The organism is Xanthomonas sp. CPBF 426 (assembly GCF_903989465.1).
GTDB classification, from domain to species: Bacteria; Pseudomonadota; Gammaproteobacteria; order Xanthomonadales; family Xanthomonadaceae; genus Xanthomonas; species Xanthomonas euroxanthea.
Window position 1 is genome coordinate 3264788 of the sequence record NZ_LR861805.1, and the last position, 16977, is coordinate 3281764.

General features: G+C 66.3%; 24 protein-coding genes. 15 read left to right on the plus strand and 9 right to left on the minus strand.

Annotation, left to right across the window (positions count from 1 at the left end):
* Positions 1 to 393 precede the first annotated feature (393 nt).
* From H7A87_RS13990 to pdxH, 9 genes are all read right to left on the minus strand, one after another.
* A complete protein-coding gene (locus H7A87_RS13990) occupies positions 394 to 1560 on the minus strand; it encodes a glutathionylspermidine synthase family protein (RefSeq protein WP_119127780.1) in 1167 nt (388 codons plus the stop codon).
* A gap of 1 nt (position 1561) precedes the next feature.
* Positions 1562 to 2137: a DUF1190 domain-containing protein gene (locus tag H7A87_RS13995; RefSeq protein ID WP_104583026.1), complete on the minus strand. Its 576-nt coding sequence runs from the start codon at positions 2135 to 2137 to the stop codon at positions 1562 to 1564.
* Positions 2138 to 2148: 11 nt separating this feature from the next.
* Positions 2149 to 2553, minus strand: coding sequence for a DUF350 domain-containing protein (locus H7A87_RS14000; protein ID WP_047126964.1), 405 nt, complete (start codon positions 2551 to 2553; stop codon positions 2149 to 2151).
* Between the two features lie 37 nt (positions 2554 to 2590).
* A complete protein-coding gene (locus tag H7A87_RS14005) occupies positions 2591 to 3268 on the minus strand; it encodes a YjfK family protein (RefSeq protein WP_180496712.1) in 678 nt (225 codons plus the stop codon).
* On the minus strand, positions 3265 to 4347 hold the full coding sequence (locus tag H7A87_RS14010) for an ion channel (protein WP_104583024.1): 1083 nt from the start codon (positions 4345 to 4347) through the stop codon (positions 3265 to 3267). Before H7A87_RS14010 ends, H7A87_RS14005 begins: the two co-directional genes overlap by 4 nt.
* A gap of 25 nt (positions 4348 to 4372) precedes the next feature.
* A complete protein-coding gene (locus H7A87_RS14015; RefSeq protein WP_119127777.1) occupies positions 4373 to 5143 on the minus strand; it encodes a PspA/IM30 family protein in 771 nt (256 codons plus the stop codon).
* A gap of 12 nt (positions 5144 to 5155) precedes the next feature.
* Complete coding sequence (locus tag H7A87_RS14020; RefSeq protein ID WP_005995044.1) at positions 5156 to 5572, minus strand: YjfI family protein; 417 nt, start codon at positions 5570 to 5572, stop codon at positions 5156 to 5158.
* Between the two features lie 140 nt (positions 5573 to 5712).
* Complete coding sequence (gene aac(6') / locus H7A87_RS14025; RefSeq protein WP_119127775.1) at positions 5713 to 6183, minus strand: aminoglycoside 6'-N-acetyltransferase; 471 nt, start codon at positions 6181 to 6183, stop codon at positions 5713 to 5715.
* A complete protein-coding gene (gene pdxH / locus H7A87_RS14030; RefSeq protein WP_119127774.1) occupies positions 6180 to 6779 on the minus strand; it encodes a pyridoxamine 5'-phosphate oxidase in 600 nt (199 codons plus the stop codon). The genes aac(6') and pdxH overlap by 4 nt, the downstream gene beginning before the upstream one ends.
* 343 nt (positions 6780 to 7122) lie before the next feature.
* Here pdxH and H7A87_RS14035 point away from each other — a divergent pair, with 343 nt between their 5' ends.
* From H7A87_RS14035 to H7A87_RS14105, 15 genes are all read left to right on the plus strand, one after another.
* Entirely contained in the window at positions 7123 to 7665 is a 543-nt protein-coding gene (locus H7A87_RS14035; RefSeq protein WP_047129095.1) for a shikimate kinase, read from the plus strand.
* Entirely contained in the window at positions 7662 to 8774 is a 1113-nt protein-coding gene (gene aroB, locus H7A87_RS14040; protein ID WP_104583136.1) for a 3-dehydroquinate synthase, read from the plus strand. The genes H7A87_RS14035 and aroB overlap by 4 nt, the downstream gene beginning before the upstream one ends.
* Before the next feature lie 298 nt (positions 8775 to 9072).
* Positions 9073 to 9324, plus strand: a complete 252-nt coding sequence (locus H7A87_RS14045; protein ID WP_104533988.1) for a WGR domain-containing protein — start codon at positions 9073 to 9075, stop codon at positions 9322 to 9324.
* A gap of 14 nt (positions 9325 to 9338) precedes the next feature.
* Complete coding sequence (gene hemE / locus H7A87_RS14050; RefSeq protein ID WP_119127773.1) at positions 9339 to 10403, plus strand: uroporphyrinogen decarboxylase; 1065 nt, start codon at positions 9339 to 9341, stop codon at positions 10401 to 10403.
* Between the two features lie 799 nt (positions 10404 to 11202).
* The gene (locus H7A87_RS14055; RefSeq protein ID WP_011051975.1) at positions 11203 to 11496 is read left to right on the plus strand and encodes a RebB family R body protein; all 294 of its coding nucleotides are present in this window, start codon (positions 11203 to 11205) and stop codon (positions 11494 to 11496) included.
* A 22-nt stretch (positions 11497 to 11518) separates the two neighbouring features.
* The gene (locus tag H7A87_RS14060) at positions 11519 to 11788 is read left to right on the plus strand and encodes a RebB family R body protein (protein WP_011051976.1); all 270 of its coding nucleotides are present in this window, start codon (positions 11519 to 11521) and stop codon (positions 11786 to 11788) included.
* A gap of 30 nt (positions 11789 to 11818) precedes the next feature.
* The gene (locus tag H7A87_RS14065; RefSeq protein ID WP_011051977.1) at positions 11819 to 12085 is read left to right on the plus strand and encodes a RebB family R body protein; all 267 of its coding nucleotides are present in this window, start codon (positions 11819 to 11821) and stop codon (positions 12083 to 12085) included.
* A gap of 52 nt (positions 12086 to 12137) precedes the next feature.
* A complete protein-coding gene (locus H7A87_RS14070; protein ID WP_011051978.1) occupies positions 12138 to 12416 on the plus strand; it encodes a RebB family R body protein in 279 nt (92 codons plus the stop codon).
* A 106-nt stretch (positions 12417 to 12522) separates the two neighbouring features.
* Positions 12523 to 12858 (plus strand): hypothetical protein, encoded by a 336-nt coding sequence (locus H7A87_RS14075; RefSeq protein ID WP_011051979.1) that lies wholly within the window; start codon positions 12523 to 12525, stop codon positions 12856 to 12858.
* A 23-nt stretch (positions 12859 to 12881) separates the two neighbouring features.
* Positions 12882 to 13127, plus strand: a complete 246-nt coding sequence (locus H7A87_RS14080) for a RebB family R body protein (protein ID WP_011051980.1) — start codon at positions 12882 to 12884, stop codon at positions 13125 to 13127.
* The gene (locus H7A87_RS14085) at positions 13124 to 13792 is read left to right on the plus strand and encodes a RebB family R body protein (protein WP_119127771.1); all 669 of its coding nucleotides are present in this window, start codon (positions 13124 to 13126) and stop codon (positions 13790 to 13792) included. The genes H7A87_RS14080 and H7A87_RS14085 overlap by 4 nt, the downstream gene beginning before the upstream one ends.
* Positions 13793 to 13871: 79 nt before the next feature.
* Positions 13872 to 14219: a hypothetical protein gene (locus tag H7A87_RS14090; protein WP_119128015.1), complete on the plus strand. Its 348-nt coding sequence runs from the start codon at positions 13872 to 13874 to the stop codon at positions 14217 to 14219.
* Between the two features lie 19 nt (positions 14220 to 14238).
* Entirely contained in the window at positions 14239 to 15309 is a 1071-nt protein-coding gene (locus H7A87_RS14095) for a hypothetical protein (RefSeq protein ID WP_119127770.1), read from the plus strand.
* Positions 15306 to 15914, plus strand: a complete 609-nt coding sequence (locus tag H7A87_RS14100; RefSeq protein ID WP_119127768.1) for a hypothetical protein — start codon at positions 15306 to 15308, stop codon at positions 15912 to 15914. Before H7A87_RS14095 ends, H7A87_RS14100 begins: the two co-directional genes overlap by 4 nt.
* 4 nt (positions 15915 to 15918) lie before the next feature.
* Complete coding sequence (locus H7A87_RS14105) at positions 15919 to 16965, plus strand: NUDIX hydrolase (RefSeq protein ID WP_211909933.1); 1047 nt, start codon at positions 15919 to 15921, stop codon at positions 16963 to 16965.
* Positions 16966 to 16977 lie beyond the last annotated feature (12 nt).

Consider the following 16977-nt stretch of genomic DNA (forward strand, 5'->3'; position numbering starts at 1 on the left):
AGCGATCGGGGCGCACGCGACTTTGCCGATCCTGCCGGGATCGCTGCGATCGCTGCGATCGCGAGGGAAACACCACGCCCGCGAATGACTGGTCATTTTTTCGCCACCCATCTTGACAGCGTTGCAGGCCGGGGCCTGCGCCCACTTGTCCACAACCTTGTGCAACTTCCATCCACAGGGGGTGTGGAAAACCTGCGCTGCCCGGCAGGCCGCGCGGGGCTTGCGTGCCATCGCGGCTTGTGTCAGGCGGTGCGGAGCGGCAGTTGCGCCACAGAGCGCGCACGTGGCGTCCAACGCAGCTGCGCCCCAGACCAACCCCACGCATCACGAGGCAAGGCGATCGCGCCACACGGCACCGCCACCTCGCAGTGGCGACGCACACCCTTTGCTGCGTCAGCCCACGATCACGTGCGGTACGAAGCGCGAGGTGTCGCGGGTGATCGGGCCATCGTCGTCGCGCATGCCCAGCCCGGCAGGACGATCGGCCACCACCCAGCTGCCGACCAGGGCGTGCCGGCCATCGAATACCGGCAACGGATGGTGCGCCTGCAGGATCGCCGGCCCATCCACATACGGGCCATCGGTCTGCGCAGCGTCGCCCTGTGCGCTGACCAGGGAAATATTGGCACCCTCGCGCGACAGCAGCGGCTTGCGTACCCAGCCTGCCGTCGGTGCCTGGCCGGTTTGCGCAAAGCGCGCCGGCAGCAGATTGGGATGGCCCTGATGCCGCTCCCACAACAGCGGCAGGATGCCCTTGTTGCTCAGCACCGATTTCCATGCCGGCTCGATCAGGCGCACACGGTTGGCAATCAATGCCGGCCCGAAGCGTTCTTCCATCATGAATTCCAGCGGGTAGAGCTTGAACAGCGTGTGGATCACCCGGTCCTGCTCATCGGTGAACCAGCCATCGGCGCTCAGGCCGATGTCCTCGATGGCCACTTCCTCGGTGCTGATGCCCACCTGGTGCGCGCAGTCACGCAGGTAGCGCACCGTGGCGCGGTCTTCCAGCGAATCGCGCACCGCGGAAAAATGCATCTGCGCACCGAGCGCGCCATCGGCCGCCAACGCGCCCAGCGTCTCGCACAGCAGGTCCTGGATCAGGTTGTACTGATCGGTGCCTTTGGGCAACGCACCGGCGGCAATCTGCTGTTCCAGCCACAGCCACTGGAAATACGCCGATTCGTACAGCGAGGTCGGCGTGTCGTAATTGAGCTCGTACAACTTGGCCGGGCCGTTGCCGGCATAGGCCAGGTCCATGCGGCCGTATAGATGCGGGTCGCGGTCCTTCCACGAGTTGGCGATCCAGTCCCAGTAGAACGGCGGAATCGCCAGCTGCGTCATCAGCTGTTCCGAGCCCACCACCTCGTCCACCAACTGCATCGCCATGTCGTGCAGTTCCTGCGTGGGCGCTTCGATGTCGTCCTCGATCTGCCGCAGCGTAAACGCGTAGTACGCGCTTTCGTCCCAGTAGCGCTCGCCGTCGATGGTGTGGAAATGGAAGCCGAGCGATTCGGCCTGTTCGCGCCAGTCCGGGCGCTCGGCGATTGCGATCCGTTGCATGTCAGCCGCCGTACCCGGAGCTGCGCCCGCCGCTGCCGAACGAGCTGCGCGCTGCCGCACTGGAGCCGAAACCTGAGCGCGACACGGTGATCGCCCGCGACGGCATGTCGATGGCGCCGCTGCGCCCGCGCACGGTGCCGACGCGGTTGCTGGCCAGATCGCCATTGGGCTTGTAGTACCCGCCGCTGCGGTAATCGCGGTACAGCGGCATCGCGCCGCCATAGCGGTAACCGCCACCACCGGTCATGTTGCCCAACGCGTAACCCAGCAGGAACCCGCCCATCGGCGGGATCCAGCTCTGCTGGCCCTGCGCCGTCTGCACCGCGGTGCAACTGCCGAACTGCTCGTCGCACTCGTAGCGCGTACTGAAGCGCGGCGCGGCCTGCTGATGCTTGGCCACCGCCTCGTCATAGGCCTTGAGGCATTGCTGGATGTCGGTCTGTTCCTGCTTGATCTGGTAGCAGTCGGAGGCCGACTGCAGTACCACCCCGGTCTCCGGTTCGGAACCGCAGCCGGTGACGAGGGCGGCCGGCAATGCGGCCATCAGGGTGAGCTTGAGGTTGCGTGATCGCTTCATGCCTGCCTCCGTTACGGCGTGATCGCCGCGGCATTGATCAGCCCGACCGCGATCGACACGCCGGCCGAGAAGATGCCGGCGGCGGTGACGTTGTCGGTGATCTGCCGCGAGATGCGCCCGGCCACCAGGTTGGCCAGCAGGTACGCCACGATCTGGATGCCGCAGGCGACCGCGCCCCAGATAAGCGCATCGACCAGGCTCACCGAGTGGGTGATGGCCGAATGCAGCGGCAATGCCACACCGATCAGGTTGCCGGCCAGGGCGGTGGCCGCCGCCACGTTGCCCTGCCGCAGCAGGGTGAAGTCCTTGTGCGGGGTGACCAGGGTCACCAGCACCACCGCCACGATCAACACGCCCAGGCCGGTGCCGAAGTAGGAAAGAAACGCGAGAAAACTCTGCAGGTTGATCGGGTTCATGACAGGACCAGGGTAAGTGGAGGACGAGCGCGCACGCTCAGGTGATATCCAGATCGGCAACGGTGACATTGATGCCGACCGCATAGGTGACGCAGAATTCATTGGGGCCGGAATCCTCGCCGGTGACCAGCAGGAATTCCTCGCGCTGCAACTCCGGCACATCGCGGCTGTAGAGCATGGCGTAATGGGTCAGATCGCCATCGCGGCGCGGCGGCTGATAGCGGTACAGCACCTCGTCGTAGGCGATCGGCGGAATCCGCGCGGTATCGTCAGTGGACTGCGTGGCGCGTTGCCAGCGCTTGCCGGCGTAGTCGATCTGCGCCGCACCCAGATGCGGATGCTGCATCACGAACTCCTGAAACGCCTGCTTGCTGGGCGGATTGACCGTCTCGCAATACACGAAGGCCTTCATCGCCTCCAGATCGCCGCCCACGGTGGTGACCTGCAGGAACGCGTCATCGTCCAGGTAGAACCGATGCAGGGAATAGCCATCGCCCAGATTGACGTGGCCGTAGCACGGAATGCCTTGATGCCCGCCCGGCAACTCGGCGGTCATGGCCTCCGGTGCCATGCGGTACAACGTGGTATCGATCTCCAGCTGCCCGCCCACGCGCAGCCCCAGCGGCAACGCGTGACCGATGGCGCCGGTGCCGGAGCTGGGCAACGGCGGCGGTTGTGGTTGACCGAACAACTTGCTGAAAAAACTCATCGTCATGCACCTTGTGGCGATGGGGAACGGGACACGGCCGCAGTGCGCAGGGCCTGCCATGCGATGGCAGACACGGGCACGCGCTGCTCGGCCAGGTAATACAGCATGGCACCGGCCGGCACGGCGGTGTGTGCGGGCGGGTTCAAGCGCAGCGCGCCATCGGGCGCGCGCAGGCCCAGCAGCAGGGCGCCACGCTGGCCGAAATCGGCGGCCAGCACGCGGTACTCCAGCGGATCGACATCCGCAGGAACCGCCAGGCTGAACTGGGTCGGACCATCGTCCACCGACAGCAGCTCGGCGGTGATCGCCGCGCTGCCCGGGTCCTGCGCAGCGCGCGCCAGGATCTCGGCAGTCATCGGCCGTGTGCATTCGATCGCCGGATAGTGGCAACCGACCAGCCGCGCCGCGCTGGCCGAAGCGAAGTGCGCCACGATGTGCGCACGCGGCGCATGCGCCATCAGCGCGAACACCGCCGCCAGGGTCTGGTCGTCCGAGGGCGGGTTGACGATCACCCGTGCCGCACCCGCGATGCCCGCACGCAGGTAGACCTCGGTGTGCGTGTACGACTCGGCGGCGATGAAGCGCATGTGGTCGGGCATCGGGTTCTCGGCCACGCCCTCGGCGATCAGCACCACACCTTCGTCGTCGGTGGCGGTGTCGGACAGCAGCAGCTCCAGCAAGCGCGTGGACGCGGCGCCCTGCCAGCCGATCAGGATGGTGTGCCCGCGCAGATCGGCGTAAGCCATCTTGCCCATGTGGTGGCGCCTCCAGAAGGTGATGAGCACGCCGCTGGTCTTGGCCAGCACCGTGGCAAACAGTGCCACTGCGCCCGGCATCAACACGAACGCGGCGATGTAGCGCCCGGCCACCGAGCCCGGCGACAGGTCGCCATAGCCGATGGTGGTGGCCGTGGTCATGTAGTAGTACGGGAACGCGTCCAGGCCGACGAGCGTGTGCTCGCCGGCCAGCAGCAGCAATACCCAGCTCAGCCCCATGTGCGCCAGCAATGCCAGCGCCACCATGCCCCAGCTGACGCGGCGCACGTGGCGCCGCACCACCCGCAACAGCTTTCCGACGATGATCATGGCGCGTCCTGTGCCGTGCGGCCGGTCAGCTGTCGCTGCGCGGAACCTGCTGCACGTCGCGCACCTGGCCGATCAGCAGCGCGCTGCCGCCGGCGCTGTCGTGGCCGAGCTGGGCCGGCTTCTTGAAGCGTGCCAGCACCGCGGCGGCGTTGGATTCGCCCTCCATCAGGCCGGCCGCGGCCAGACGCCGGTTCAGATCGCCATCGCCGCTGGATGCTTCCAGCTCTTCGGCCGATTCGATGCGTGCGGAGGTTTCGGCCTGACGCGCCTTGATCCGCTCCAACGATTCCAGTGCCGAGCCCATCTTGCTGCTGGCGCCGGAATGGCGCGCGGCAATCGCCGCCTGCGCCTTCTGCACTGCGTCGGTGGCCTTGACCGTGTCGATCTGCTGGCGCATGCCGCGCAGCTGGTTTTCGGTCTTCTGAATGGTGGCCTTGAGCGTCACCACCGACTGGTCCAGCGATGTCTTGGAGGCCTTGTCGCCGGCATCCTCGCTTTCCAGCGCGGCCAGTTTGGTCGCCACATCATGGGCCAGCGATTCGTCGCCCTTGGCCAGCGCACCTTCGATATAGCGCGTGTATTCGGCCATCTTGCCGGCGCGCGCGTCGATCTTCTGCTGGGCGAGTTTGCTCTGCGCCATCAGCTTGGTTAGCTCTTCGCGCGAACGCGTGAGCTGGGCGCCGGCATCGCGCATTTCCTGGTCCAGGATGCGCAGCGCGTTGGCGTCGACCGCCTTCTGGCCGGTTTCGTGTGCAGTGCCACGCAGCAGCGTGATCAGCTTTGAAAAGATACTCATGACAACACGCCTTTAGGAAAAGAACGGCTTGAGAGATTCGGCGGCATCCAGCGTATTGGCCGCCAGGGTCTGGATTTCCTCGTCGATCTGGTCCAGCGTGGACGACGCCGACAGTTCGCCGAAGACCACGTAGCTATCCTTGCCGTCGACCTGCACCAGGCCCAGGTTGGACAAGGGATTGAGCGGGTTGAGCCGCAGACAGGCGTCGTTGAAGGCCGCGCGGTCGCTGACCTGGTCCGCGTTGGCCAGCAATGTGGAAACGAACACCTGCGAGCCGGAGGCGGCGACCTGGATCTGCATGTCGCCGTGGTCGGCCAGGGTGAGGTTGATGGCCGGTTCCAGCCCATCGATCAGCTCGACCTCGATCGGCTGGTCGCGGTAGCGCTCGGCCAGCAGGCCGTGCAATTCGACAGTGGTGTACTGCGTCATACGATGTCCTGTCCTTTGGTCATGCGGCGGTGGTGAAGCAACTGCGGTGATGCCGCTGCGGTGATGCAGCAACACGCGTGCAATGGGCGGACATACTACAGACTGTCCGCGACCGGCAGAAAGGGCCGGAAGTCAGCCGGTCAGGCCAGCTGCAGGCGGTAGTAGACCACCCGTTCAGTTGGCTCGAAGCCGCACGCCGCATGCGCCGCCTGGGCGCCGCCGTCGTCCAGCTGCGCATCGGAGGCCAGCTCCGTGCAACCCCGATCGCGTGTCCACTCCACTGCCGCCGCCACCAGCGCGCGACCGAACCCGCGACCGCGCCAGGCCGGACTCACATACCAGCCTTCCAGAAAACCCACCGGCGTGCTTTCGGTGCCATTGACATAGTCGTGGCGCACCGACACCTCGGCAAACCCGAGCGCCGCATCTGCATCGTCCACCACCAGCAGATGGCTGGCGTCTGCACGCGCCAGCGCGGCCTGCAGTTCGGCGACGCCATCGTCGGCAACGCTGTCCTCGGCATCGGGCCACAAGGCCAGGCGCAAGGCCAGCAAGGCCTGCGCATCGGCGCCCACCGCCGCGCGCACCCGCCACCCGGCCGGCGTGCTCACGGATACAGCATCCGCTTGCTCCAGTGGCTGGCCGCATCGGCCTCGTACCGCCAGCGCTCATGCAGGCGGAATTTGGCGCCGTACCAGAACTCGAACGCCTGCGGCACCACCCGGAACCCGCCCCAGCCATCCGGGCGCGGCACCTCGCGGCCTTCGAAGGTGGCTTCCACCTTGGCGATGGCCGCGTCGAACTCCTCGCGCGAGCCCAGCGTCTGCGACTGCAGCGAGGCCCAGGCACCGATCTGGCTCATGCGCGGGCGCGAGGCGAAGTAGGCATCGGCCTCCTCTGCACCGACCAACTGCACGCCGCCTTCGATGCGCACCTGGATGCCGGCCTCGCGCAGGCTGCGCCACAGGAACAGCAGCGCGGCCTGTGGATGGGTCTGCAGGTCGCGGCCCTTGGCGCTGTCCAGATGGGTGTAGAACACGAACCCGCGCGCATCGAAGGCCTTGAGCAACACGGTGCGTGCGCTCGGCCGGCCCTCGACGCTGGCGGTGGCCACGGTCATTGCGCTGGCTTCGAGCTCGGCGCCGGCGTGCGCCTCGGCGTACAGCGCGGTAAAGGTGGCAAGGGCTTCTGCATACAGATCGGTCATGACGGTGCAAGGGCAGCAAGATTGGCGCCTATTGTGGGCGCATCGCGCCTGCTTCGCCTATGCGCGGCAGCCGACAGCGGCTTGCCCGCCGCCAGGGCTGCGGCCGACCCCGGCAAGGCACGTCGGGGGCGTGTTTCCCGGCGTCTTCGCGCCACTGACGCCTGGCCGCCAGGCGCTCGCCACGCGGAGCGCGCCGCCGATCCATCGCCAGCCATGGCTGCGGTCGATCTCCCCCTAGCGGGGTGTCGAAGCTGCGGCGCGCAGCCGACGCTCGCCCGCGGAAATGGTTTCAGTCCATGCCGACCGGCCCGATGCACGGGCCTGAATGCTACGATCCCTGCGCATGAACCCCGCTCCCAATCTCGTGATGGTCGGCCCGATGGGCGCCGGAAAAAGCTGCATCGGCCGCCGCCTGGCCGAGCGCTTCGGGCTGGAGTTCGTCGATGTGGATCAGGCCATCGTCGAGCAGGTCGGCAGCAGCATCCCGGCCATTTTCGAACAGCACGGCGAAGCGCGATTCCGGCAGCACGAGGTCCAGACCCTGCAGACGCTACTGGAGCAGGACAACAAGCTGATTTCCACGGGCGGTGGCGCGGTACTGGACCCGCTCAACCGCCAGCGCATCCGCGCGCGTGGGTTCGTGGTGTACCTGCACGTCAGCGTGCCGGCACAGCTCACCCGGCTGGCACGCGACCGCAACCGGCCGCTGTTGCAACGCGCCGACCGCGAGCAGGTGCTGCACGCGATGGCCGCGCAGCGCACCCCGCTGTACCAGGAGGTCGCCGACCTCAGCCTGGAAACCGATCACTTCTCCCCCGCCGAGGCCACCGCGCAGCTGGTGCTGCGCCTGGCCGCGCAATGGCGCATGTCGAGTACCCCCGCATGACACTCCCCCGTTCTTCGCGCAGCGTCGATGTCGACGGCGCGCAGCCGTACACCATCACCATCGCGCCCGGCCTGCTGGCCGACGGCGCACGCCTGGCCAGCCATGTGCGCGGCCGCCACGTGCTGCTGCTCAGCGACTCGCAGGTGGCCCCGCATTACGCCGCCGGGGTGCGCAAGGCCCTGTTGCAGGCGCGCCCGGACCTGCAGCTGGGCGAGCTGGTGATCGCCGCCGGCGAAGCCTCCAAGACACTGGACAATTTCGGTGCCGCGATCGCGGCGTTGGCCGAACTGGGCGCCACCCGCGACGCCTGCGTGTTCGCGCTTGGCGGCGGCGTGGTCGGCGACCTGGCCGGGTTCGCAGCGGCCTGCTGGATGCGCGGGGTGGACTGCGTGCAACTGCCCACCAGCCTGCTGGCAATGGTGGATTCCTCGGTCGGCGGCAAGACCGCGGTGGACATCCCGCAGGGCAAGAACCTGGTCGGCGCGTTCCATCCGCCGCGCGCGGTGATCGCCGATACCGACACCTTGCACACCCTGCCCGCGCGCGAGCTGCGCGCCGGGCTGGCCGAGGTGATCAAGTACGGCGCCATCCGCGACCCGCTGTTCTTCCAGTGGCTGCATGCCGAACGCCGGGCGTTGCTGGAGGGCGATGCCGACGCCCTCGCACAGGCGATCGCACGCAGTTGCGAGCACAAGGCCGACATCGTGGCGCGCGATCCGCTGGAAAAGGGCGAGCGTGCGCTGCTCAACCTGGGCCACACCTTCGGCCATGCGATCGAGACCGAACAAGGTTACGGCGCGCCCGGCAACGACAACCTCAACCATGGCGAAGCAGTCGCGGTGGGCATGGTGCTGGCCGCGCGGCTGTCGGCTGCGCTGGGCATGAGCGATGCACAGGACACCGAGGCGCTGCGCGCCCTGCTGCGCGACTTCGACCTGCCCACCGACATTCCGGCCGGCCTGTCGCCACAGGCCCTGCTGGGGCGCATGCGGCTGGACAAGAAGAACATCGCCGGCCGCCTGCGGCTGGTGTTGTGGCGCGGCATCGGCAAGGCCGAGGTGGTGCCCGACGTCGACGAGGCAGCAGTGCTGGAGATCCTGGCGGGCTGAGGCCGGCCGGGCACGCACGGAACGCTGGATGGCCGCGCCCCGCTGCCGTCGACCGCCCCACCTTCAGCTCTTCGTAGGAGCGCCCCCGGGCGCGATGGGGCCTTCCCGATAAATCCCCATCGCGCCCAGGTGCGCTCCTACGCAGTGCCTGCCTGCCGATCGCCTGCGCGGACGAGGCGGAGCGCCCATCCGCGACCGCGCCGGTTGCCACCGCTGTCCGCTGGACCTTCGCACCTGGAGCGACCCGGCGCGTCCACTGCCTCCCAGCCTTCAGCACCGCCCGGCTACAATCGGCGCCATGCGCATCCACTTGCAACACGATCCTGGCGGCAACGCGCCGCTTCGCTACGTCCAGCTGACCCTGCAACCGGATCTGTTCGGCGGCTGGGAGCTGCTGCGCGAGAGCGGCGAGATCGGTGGACGCTCGCAGTTGCGACGCGACCAATACCTGCTGCAGGACGAAGCGGACCGGGCCTTCGACAAGGCGCGCGACACCCACCTCAAACGCGGCTTCCAACTCATCACCGGCGGCGCCGACGCGCCGCTTTGAGGACATCTCTCCCCATGCTCAAGAACGATCGCCTGCTGCGCGCCCTCAACCGCCAGCCCGTGGACCGCACCCCTGTTTGGCTGATGCGCCAGGCCGGCCGCTACCTGCCGGAATACCGCGCCACCCGCGCGCGCGCCGGCAGTTTCCTGGGCATGGCCAAGAACCCCGAGATCGCCTGCGAAGTGACGCTGCAACCGCTGCAACGCTTCCCGCTGGACGCGGCGATCCTGTTCTCCGACATCCTGACCATTCCCGATGCGATGGGCCTGGAGCTGTACTTCGTCGAAGGCGAAGGCCCCAAGTTCCGCCACCCGGTGCGCGATGCGGCCGCGATCCATCGGCTGGGCGTACCGGACATGGAAACCGAGCTGCGTTACGTGATGGATGCGGTGCGCCTGATCCGCAGTGAGCTCGATGGCGCGGTGCCGCTGATCGGCTTCTCCGGCAGCCCGTGGACGCTGGCCTGCTACATGATCGAAGGCGGCGGCAGCAAGGAATACGCGCGCATCAAGGCCATGGCCTTCAATGCGCCGGAGGTGCTGCATCACCTGCTCGGTACCGTCACCGATGCGGTGATCGCCTACCTGTCGGCGCAACGCGCGGCCGGCGCGCAGGCACTGCAGGTATTCGACACCTGGGGCGGCGTGCTGTCGCCGGCGATGTACCGCGAGTTTTCGCTGCCCTATCTCACCCGCATCGCGCGCGAGCTGGAACGCGGCAACGGTGCCGAGCGCACCCCGCTGGTGTTGTTCGGCAAGGGCAACGGTGCCTACGTCAGCGAGCTGGCGGCCAGCGGCGCCGAAGCGGTAGGCGTGGACTGGACCATCGCGCTGGCCGACGCCGCCCAGCGCGCCGGCGGCCGCGTCGCGCTGCAGGGCAACCTGGACCCGGCCACCCTGTACGGCTCGCCCGAGGCGATCCGCGCCGAAGTCGGCAAGACCCTGGACAGCTACGCCCAGGGCAATGGCGGCTCGCGCGAAGGCCATGTCTTCAACCTCGGCCACGGCATGTCGCCGGATATGAATCCGGAGCACGTGGGCGTGCTGGTGGACGCGGTGCAGACGCTGAGCAAGCGGTAATCCAAGGCACGGGTCGACAGCGCACCGGTGTGCTGTCGACCGCCGCTCAGCGCGCGCGCCCGGGGATTGCACGCTGAGCGTGATGACGGGCGGTGGCTGCATCGGCAATAGATGGACAGCACCGCCGGTACTGATCTGATGTCACAGGCCGCCCCAAGCATGCGGCGCGGTGACGAAGGCATTCTTCGGCGACAGCAAGCCCAGCTTTCATGCCTTCACCGGCATCGCGCTTGCACGCGCTCCAGACGCGGCTTTCCCGCCGGGTTCCGTTGAATGTTATGTGGCCACACCAATGATGTGTGACAGTGCGCGCGTCCATTGCCGACGCCAATCCCGCCTGATGCGCACCGAGCTCAACAGCAACGCTGCTAATCATCGGAGCGCGTGGACTGGGGTTTCGTGGGGCACCGATAGCGTGGCGACTGGCCATTAACTAGCCGCAAAAGAATCGCCAAGCGGACGCGAGCTTCCCTGGCTTGTGTCAGGAGCAGCCTGTGCTCGTCTGTTCTGCATGGTCCTTCTGTAACTGCCTTTGCGATTCACCACGACATTCCCCGCACGCCGTTCCATAACGCGTCTTTACATCGCATCCCACTCTAAAGCGGATCGGGTTTCACGTCGATAAGCCCGGCATTGCCGTCGTTTAAACCAATTTTCCCGGACCAAGGAGATTTACTGTTTCTCCACGGTGATGCGGTGCCACTGCAACACATCTCCGGACAGGCAGGCCGCCTGCCGAACCTCGACATCGTCACGTTTTTTCAAGCGCTCCACTCATTCGAGAAACAGGGAGAAAAGCATGGCATTTCCAACCGCCGTCAACGACCAGATCACCGACTCCGTCACCCAAGCCAACACCAAGGTACTGGGCGACGCCCCGGCCATCGCCATGGGCAATCTGTACCAGGCCACCGCGCAGGCGCTGGCCAATGCCGCCCACAACGCGACCAACGCACAGCAGCAGAGCTACGTCACCGCACAGTCGGCCACCACCATGGGCGTGGCCACGCTCTACTCCATCGACACCGCCACCACCGGCGTAGCCACCAAGCAGATTCTAAGCACCGGCGTGCCCGGACTCGTGTCGCGCTAACTCACATCTTTAGGAGAAGAAAATGGCATTTCCGACCGCCGTCAATAACCAGATCACCGATTCCGTTACCCAGGTCAATACCAAGGTGCTGGGCGACGCTCCCGCCATCGCCATGGGCAACCTGTATCAGGCCACCGCGCAGGCGCTGGCCAATGCCGCCCACAACGCGACCAACGCGCAGCAGCAGAGCTACGTCACTGCGCAATCGGCCACCACCATGGGCGTGGCCACCCTGTACTCGATCGACACCGCCAGTACCGGCGTGGTCACCAAGCAGATCCTGGGCGTCTGACGGCCCGGCTAACGCCAAGGACATTCGCCAATGGCATTTCCCACCGCCGTCAACGACCAGATCACCGACTCGGTCACCCAGGCCAACCTGCAGGTACTGGGAAGCTCCCCTGCCGCAGCCATGGGCAATCTGTACCAGGCCACCGCGCAGGCGCTGGCGAACGCGGCACACAACGCAACACTCGCGCAACAACAGATGTATGTCACCGCACAGGCAGCAACCACCATGGGCGTTTCGCTGCTGTATTCGCTCGATACCGGCGCCACGGGTGCCGCCACCAAGAAGATGTTCGGCTAACCGCTAACGCCGCAGCGTCTTCGTTCTTTCACTACCTCAAGGAGCTATCACCATGGCCTTTCCGACCGCCGTCAACAGCCAGATCACCGATTCCGTTTCCCAGGTCAACACCAAGGTCCTCGGCGATGCGCCGGCGATTGCAATGGGCAACCTGTTCGTTGCCACCAGCCAGGCGCTGTCCAACGCCGCCCACAACGCCACCAACAATCAGCAGCAGTCCTACGTGACGATGCAGGCGTCGACGACTCAGGGCGTGTCCACGCTGTATTCGATCGATACCGCGTCCGATGGTGTCGCCACCCGGGAAATCCTCAGCGCCGGGTTGACTTAATCGGCCACCAGGCGTCGCTGCTGCCGCACGAGCGGCGCCTGGTTCGATACGCGAAGCCTTTGCAACCACCACGCAGTTCGCTGGCCGAATCGAGAAAGGACGCCTCATGCTGCAACTACGTCATATCCCTACGTCCAACACCCTGGATGTCGTCGTCAGACTGATCCGGGGCCGCACCATCGTGGCGACATTCGCGCCGCATCAAAAGGCAGTGATCAACGTCGAGTTCGACGGCATCCTGCCTGTGATTCCCGGAGCGCAGCCGTTGGTCTATCGCCAGAAGCTGGGCAACATGATCGACGTGCCGCAGGGCAATTTTGCATTCCTGGAACGCGTGCCCGATGGCGTGGCCTTGCAGTACGCGTGCAGACACGAACCACAGAACACCGTGCTGTTCTCCGCGTCGGCTGGCGTTGAACAGCGCAGGCCGTCGTTGGCCTAGGACACTGATGCCAGTGCCCCGTCATGGAGCCGAGCGCGCAGGTCGCAAGCGTCGCCAGCCTGATCGGTACCGCCGCTACAGGTGCAGCGATGGCGATCGGCCAGGCGCCGGCCTTCGCGATGGGGGCGACCTATCTAGCGCTGTCGGATTCCATCGCGCTCGCAATGGAAAACGCGGTCGCCAACCAGCAGCGCGGACAGGTGCTCGCCGATGCAGCTCTCACTCAAATCCTTGCCTTAATCATCCAGAAGGGAGCGACTTCGTCATGATCGACGACAGTAGCGTGAACAGCCAGATCGTCGATGCGGTGAGCAGCATCGTGACGCTGACCACCGGTCAGGCACCGGCGCAGGCGCTCGGCATGCTCGATGCCGTGATGCTGGAGACGCTGGGCATGGCAATGCACAACGCCGTCAATCGGCAGCAAGGCGCCGGCATGATCAATGCAGCAGCGATCACCGCCGCCTGCGCCAAGATGATCTCGGCACCGTTCCCGGTTCCGCCGCCACCACCGCCTGCACCACCCGGACCACCGCCGACGGTCGCGCCATTGCCAGGTCCTCCCCCCGTACCGCCCCCGCCTGCAGCGCTCATCGCCGCCGCCGCGGCCGAAGCCAAGGTGGCCGTCGACGTGCTGAAGACGCAAGCACAAGGCGCCTCGGCAGATGCCGCGACCGCAACCGCCGACCTCATGGAAGTGCATGCGCTGAGCGTCCCGCCGCCCCTGCCCGCCACTCCCCCCGCTTCCGGTGCCGGCCTCGATCATGCTGCCACTTCTGATGCTCTTGCTGCTGCAGCCGCAACTTCACCCGCAGCTGCAGCTACAGGCACACCCCCTGTCGCTGCTGCATCTGCACCTGCTGCTCCTGTTGCACCTGCATCTGCATCTAGCTCTGCACCTGCACCTGCACCCGCGCCGCCTGCTCAGTCATAGGCCGTCTGCAGAGATGAGGTCAGCTCCCCCTACCACCAGGCCTCATTGAAAGGCGGCCGATCATTCCATGGGAACCAAGATGGAACCGACAAAGGTCAATGCGCAGGTCATCGATGTCATCAACCAGGTGCAGCTGGCGACCATGAGCCCGCAGGTCGTGCTGACCAGCGGAGCCGGCAAAGCCTACCAATCGGTGGCGCAGTCCACCGCCATTGCGGTGCAGGACGCCACCGACGCGCTACGCAACGTCTCCACGATCGCCACCACCGCCGTCGGCGTGGCGATGGCGCAGTACCTGGCCACCGGCGACGCGAAGTACGTCACCGCGCTTAACCAGGCGCAGGCACTGATGCAGGGCGCCACCGACGACTTCGCCAGGATCGGTTCGGCGGCCGGGCTGGTGCTGAAGAATTTCCCCGCTGGTTGAATCCACAAGGAGTCATGCAATGTCCGTTTCGATCGCAGGCCGCCTCATCTCGATGCCGACGATGCTCTCGACGCTGGGCAGGCAGTGCCTGGCCTTCATCGATGGAGGCACCCAGTGGCTGGCATGGGCGATACAGGCGCCCGGTGTGCGCTACGACTTTCCCGACGAGAGCATCTTGCTCGACGAGGTGCAGCAAGGCCTGCACGGCTCGCGTCTGGCGTTGCTGCCGCAGCTGGAGCTGAGGGTCAGCCCGGTCAAGCTAATGACCTTGAGCTCGACCGACCTGGGCACGCTGGCGCAGGCCGAAGCCGGAGACACTGGCTCGGTGGTCAAGGCGCAGCTGCAGCGGATCTTTCGCGACAACGCCTTGTACACCGCAAGCGACCTGGCCGCAGGCCGCAGCCTGCTGACACAGCTGAAGATCGATGGCGCCGGCGTGTTCCAGTCGTTGGACATGGAAGAAAGCCTGGCACTCCGCCAGCTGGCCGCCGACGCGCCGCCGGACAACGTGACGCCGGCACTGCAGCAGGAAGCGGCGGCATTCGCCATCGAGCAGGCGCGCACGCCGCTGGAATTCTGCGACTACTACCGCTTCTACCTGGCCTGCACCGCCACCATCGCCGCTGAGGACGAACGTGCGCATGCGGCGGCCTCGGCGCTGCAGACGCTGCTGCCGCAGCTGTTCACCACCCTGGATTGCCCACAGGTGCAGGGGTTACCTTCGCCCAACGAAGTCGAGCGCAGCGTTGCCGAATGGCTGGCACGCGGTCGCCAGATCGGCTTCGCGCGGCTATCGCTGGCGGCCCAGCAGATCGTCCAGCACACCCGCTACCGAGGCGACGGCGACGACCAGGCGGCCAGCGATGCGATCCGCCTCTATTTGCAGTCTGCGCAGGCATTTCTGGCGGCCAACCGGCCCAGCCGTGGCGTGCTGGGCCAGGATGGCAGCAGCTGCGTGTTCACCATGCACAACGACGCCCTGGCTGCACTGCTGCAGGTCAACGGCGGCATCATCTCGCTCCGCGACTTCGGTGCCGCACCTGCATCACCCACCACCTCGCAAGACACGGATGCGGAGGCCACGCAGTGAGCGCACCGCCCCCGCCTGCGACCAGCGCCGCCGACGCGGCCCGCGAAGCGGTGCATGCAGGTCGCGCCGCTGCCCTGGCGGCCGCACGCCAGGGCATGGCGCAGGCCGAACACGCACTGGGCGAGAGGCTGCGCGCGCTTGCAGCGCAGCGCCCAACCGAAACCGCACCGCTCGCCGCGCCGATGCGGCCATCGCGTGCCGATGCCGTCACCCCGCTCCATTCCGCGTCCACTTCAGGAGATACCAGCATGTCCGACGATATCCAGCCCACGCCCCCGAACCAGACACCAGCCTCCACTGCGCAATCGTCAGGATCCTCGCAGATCGAAGCGGCACTGAAAGCGGCGCAAGCCCAGATCGATCAGGCGATGGCGGCCAGCGATAGGGCAGTACGGGCGGCCATGCAGGCCGCAACCGCCGCGACCGCCGCAGCTGGCAATGACCAGGCGATCGATAGCGCAAACCAGGCACTGCAGCAGGCCGAACAGGCCGCCGCTGCGGCGGTGGCCGCCGCGCAGCAGCAGACCGAGCAGGCAATGAGCGCCGGCATACCCGACTCGCCGCCGCCGGAAGGATCGCCCCCATCGACGCCGGACCGGAGCTGATGGCATGCCACAGGTCTATGCGGCGGTGTCGGATGGGGGCGGCAATTATCTGATTGCACGCAAACGCCTACTCAATCAGTGGTGGGCGGAATACGCGGCGCCGGTACTGGCGATGGAAGCGCTTGCGCTGGTATGTCAGACCAATGCGGATCCAGCGCAGGATTGGAACACTGCCCGGGTTCGGCTAGGTAACGCATACCAGGCGGCAAACGGGGTCTTGTGCGACGGGATACCCGTCTTTCCCGACGCAGCAAGCGCACTCGATCGTGCAAGAAACGCATGCATCGCCACTCCCGACGGGAAAGTGATCGCCAACAACGCGCTGTTCGCAGTCCAGAATCTCATTGATGTGACGATTGCACGCCGCCCGGCCATTCCGTTTTCTCCGTGCATCAAGGCCGATACGGCCACGCTCGCATCTAGCATCGCCGCTGCCGGCGGCAATCCCCTGCAATGGAACACCCCGCGCGCGCAGGCCGAGGCGATCGCGGCCGCGCTCGATGACTGGGCAGCCGCCCAACCACCAAGCATCGTCAATCAGGCAGGCCAATGGGCATTACCCGGTGGCGGCATCCACGACGGCGAATCTCCCGAGACTGCGGCGCGGCGCGGGTTTGCCGAGGAGACCGGTTTTTCGCTCGACAACTCGAGCGACTTCCCGAGCGATCCGCCCGTGCAACTGACCGACCCGAAACGCAAATCGTTCTGGCTGGCGTGTTTCTCGACCAGGCTTTCTCTGGATGACATTGCGACATCCATCAATCGGGCCACTGTTCCGCGCGCAAGCGGCAATCGACCGACCAGCAGCGCAGTCTGCGATTGGGAAATCGAAGGCGTGCAACGCGTCGAGAAATCGCAACTGCGCGCCTATCTGGGTACCTACCAAGTCCTGTCGCGGGCCGCTGTAAGCAACGCGGCTTACGCCCAGGCACGCATTGACCATCCGGGTTCGCCCACCCCAACCAGTTATGACAGAAGGTGGCAGGCAAGCAGACGCCATGCCATCGATTGGTACGCGCTGATCGCCATGCATCTGCAAGTCACTGTTTGATTACCCGTTCCA

Excerpts from the sequence above, each read along its gene's own strand:
- H7A87_RS13990 (WP_119127780.1), bottom strand. The coding sequence starts at position 1,560 with ATGCAACGGATCGCAATCGCCGAGCGCCCGGACTGGCGCGAACAGGCC.
- H7A87_RS13995 (WP_104583026.1), bottom strand. The coding sequence starts at position 2,137 with ATGAAGCGATCACGCAACCTCAAGCTCACCCTGATGGCCGCATTGCCG.
- H7A87_RS14000 (WP_047126964.1), bottom strand. The coding sequence starts at position 2,553 with ATGAACCCGATCAACCTGCAGAGTTTTCTCGCGTTTCTTTCCTACTTC.
- H7A87_RS14005 (WP_180496712.1), bottom strand. The coding sequence starts at position 3,268 with ATGACGATGAGTTTTTTCAGCAAGTTGTTCGGTCAACCACAACCGCCG.
- H7A87_RS14010 (WP_104583024.1), bottom strand. The coding sequence starts at position 4,347 with ATGATCATCGTCGGAAAGCTGTTGCGGGTGGTGCGGCGCCACGTGCGC.
- H7A87_RS14015 (WP_119127777.1), bottom strand. The coding sequence starts at position 5,143 with ATGAGTATCTTTTCAAAGCTGATCACGCTGCTGCGTGGCACTGCACAC.
- H7A87_RS14020 (WP_005995044.1), bottom strand. The coding sequence starts at position 5,572 with ATGACGCAGTACACCACTGTCGAATTGCACGGCCTGCTGGCCGAGCGC.
- pdxH (WP_119127774.1), bottom strand. The coding sequence starts at position 6,779 with ATGACCGATCTGTATGCAGAAGCCCTTGCCACCTTTACCGCGCTGTAC.
- H7A87_RS14035 (WP_047129095.1), top strand. The coding sequence starts at position 7,123 with ATGAACCCCGCTCCCAATCTCGTGATGGTCGGCCCGATGGGCGCCGGA.
- aroB (WP_104583136.1), top strand. The coding sequence starts at position 7,662 with ATGACACTCCCCCGTTCTTCGCGCAGCGTCGATGTCGACGGCGCGCAG.
- H7A87_RS14045 (WP_104533988.1), top strand. The coding sequence starts at position 9,073 with ATGCGCATCCACTTGCAACACGATCCTGGCGGCAACGCGCCGCTTCGC.
- hemE (WP_119127773.1), top strand. The coding sequence starts at position 9,339 with ATGCTCAAGAACGATCGCCTGCTGCGCGCCCTCAACCGCCAGCCCGTG.
- H7A87_RS14055 (WP_011051975.1), top strand. The coding sequence starts at position 11,203 with ATGGCATTTCCAACCGCCGTCAACGACCAGATCACCGACTCCGTCACC.
- H7A87_RS14060 (WP_011051976.1), top strand. The coding sequence starts at position 11,519 with ATGGCATTTCCGACCGCCGTCAATAACCAGATCACCGATTCCGTTACC.
- H7A87_RS14065 (WP_011051977.1), top strand. The coding sequence starts at position 11,819 with ATGGCATTTCCCACCGCCGTCAACGACCAGATCACCGACTCGGTCACC.
- H7A87_RS14070 (WP_011051978.1), top strand. The coding sequence starts at position 12,138 with ATGGCCTTTCCGACCGCCGTCAACAGCCAGATCACCGATTCCGTTTCC.
- H7A87_RS14075 (WP_011051979.1), top strand. The coding sequence starts at position 12,523 with ATGCTGCAACTACGTCATATCCCTACGTCCAACACCCTGGATGTCGTC.
- H7A87_RS14080 (WP_011051980.1), top strand. The coding sequence starts at position 12,882 with ATGGAGCCGAGCGCGCAGGTCGCAAGCGTCGCCAGCCTGATCGGTACC.
- H7A87_RS14085 (WP_119127771.1), top strand. The coding sequence starts at position 13,124 with ATGATCGACGACAGTAGCGTGAACAGCCAGATCGTCGATGCGGTGAGC.
- H7A87_RS14090 (WP_119128015.1), top strand. The coding sequence starts at position 13,872 with ATGGAACCGACAAAGGTCAATGCGCAGGTCATCGATGTCATCAACCAG.
- H7A87_RS14095 (WP_119127770.1), top strand. The coding sequence starts at position 14,239 with ATGTCCGTTTCGATCGCAGGCCGCCTCATCTCGATGCCGACGATGCTC.
- H7A87_RS14105 (WP_211909933.1), top strand. The coding sequence starts at position 15,919 with ATGCCACAGGTCTATGCGGCGGTGTCGGATGGGGGCGGCAATTATCTG.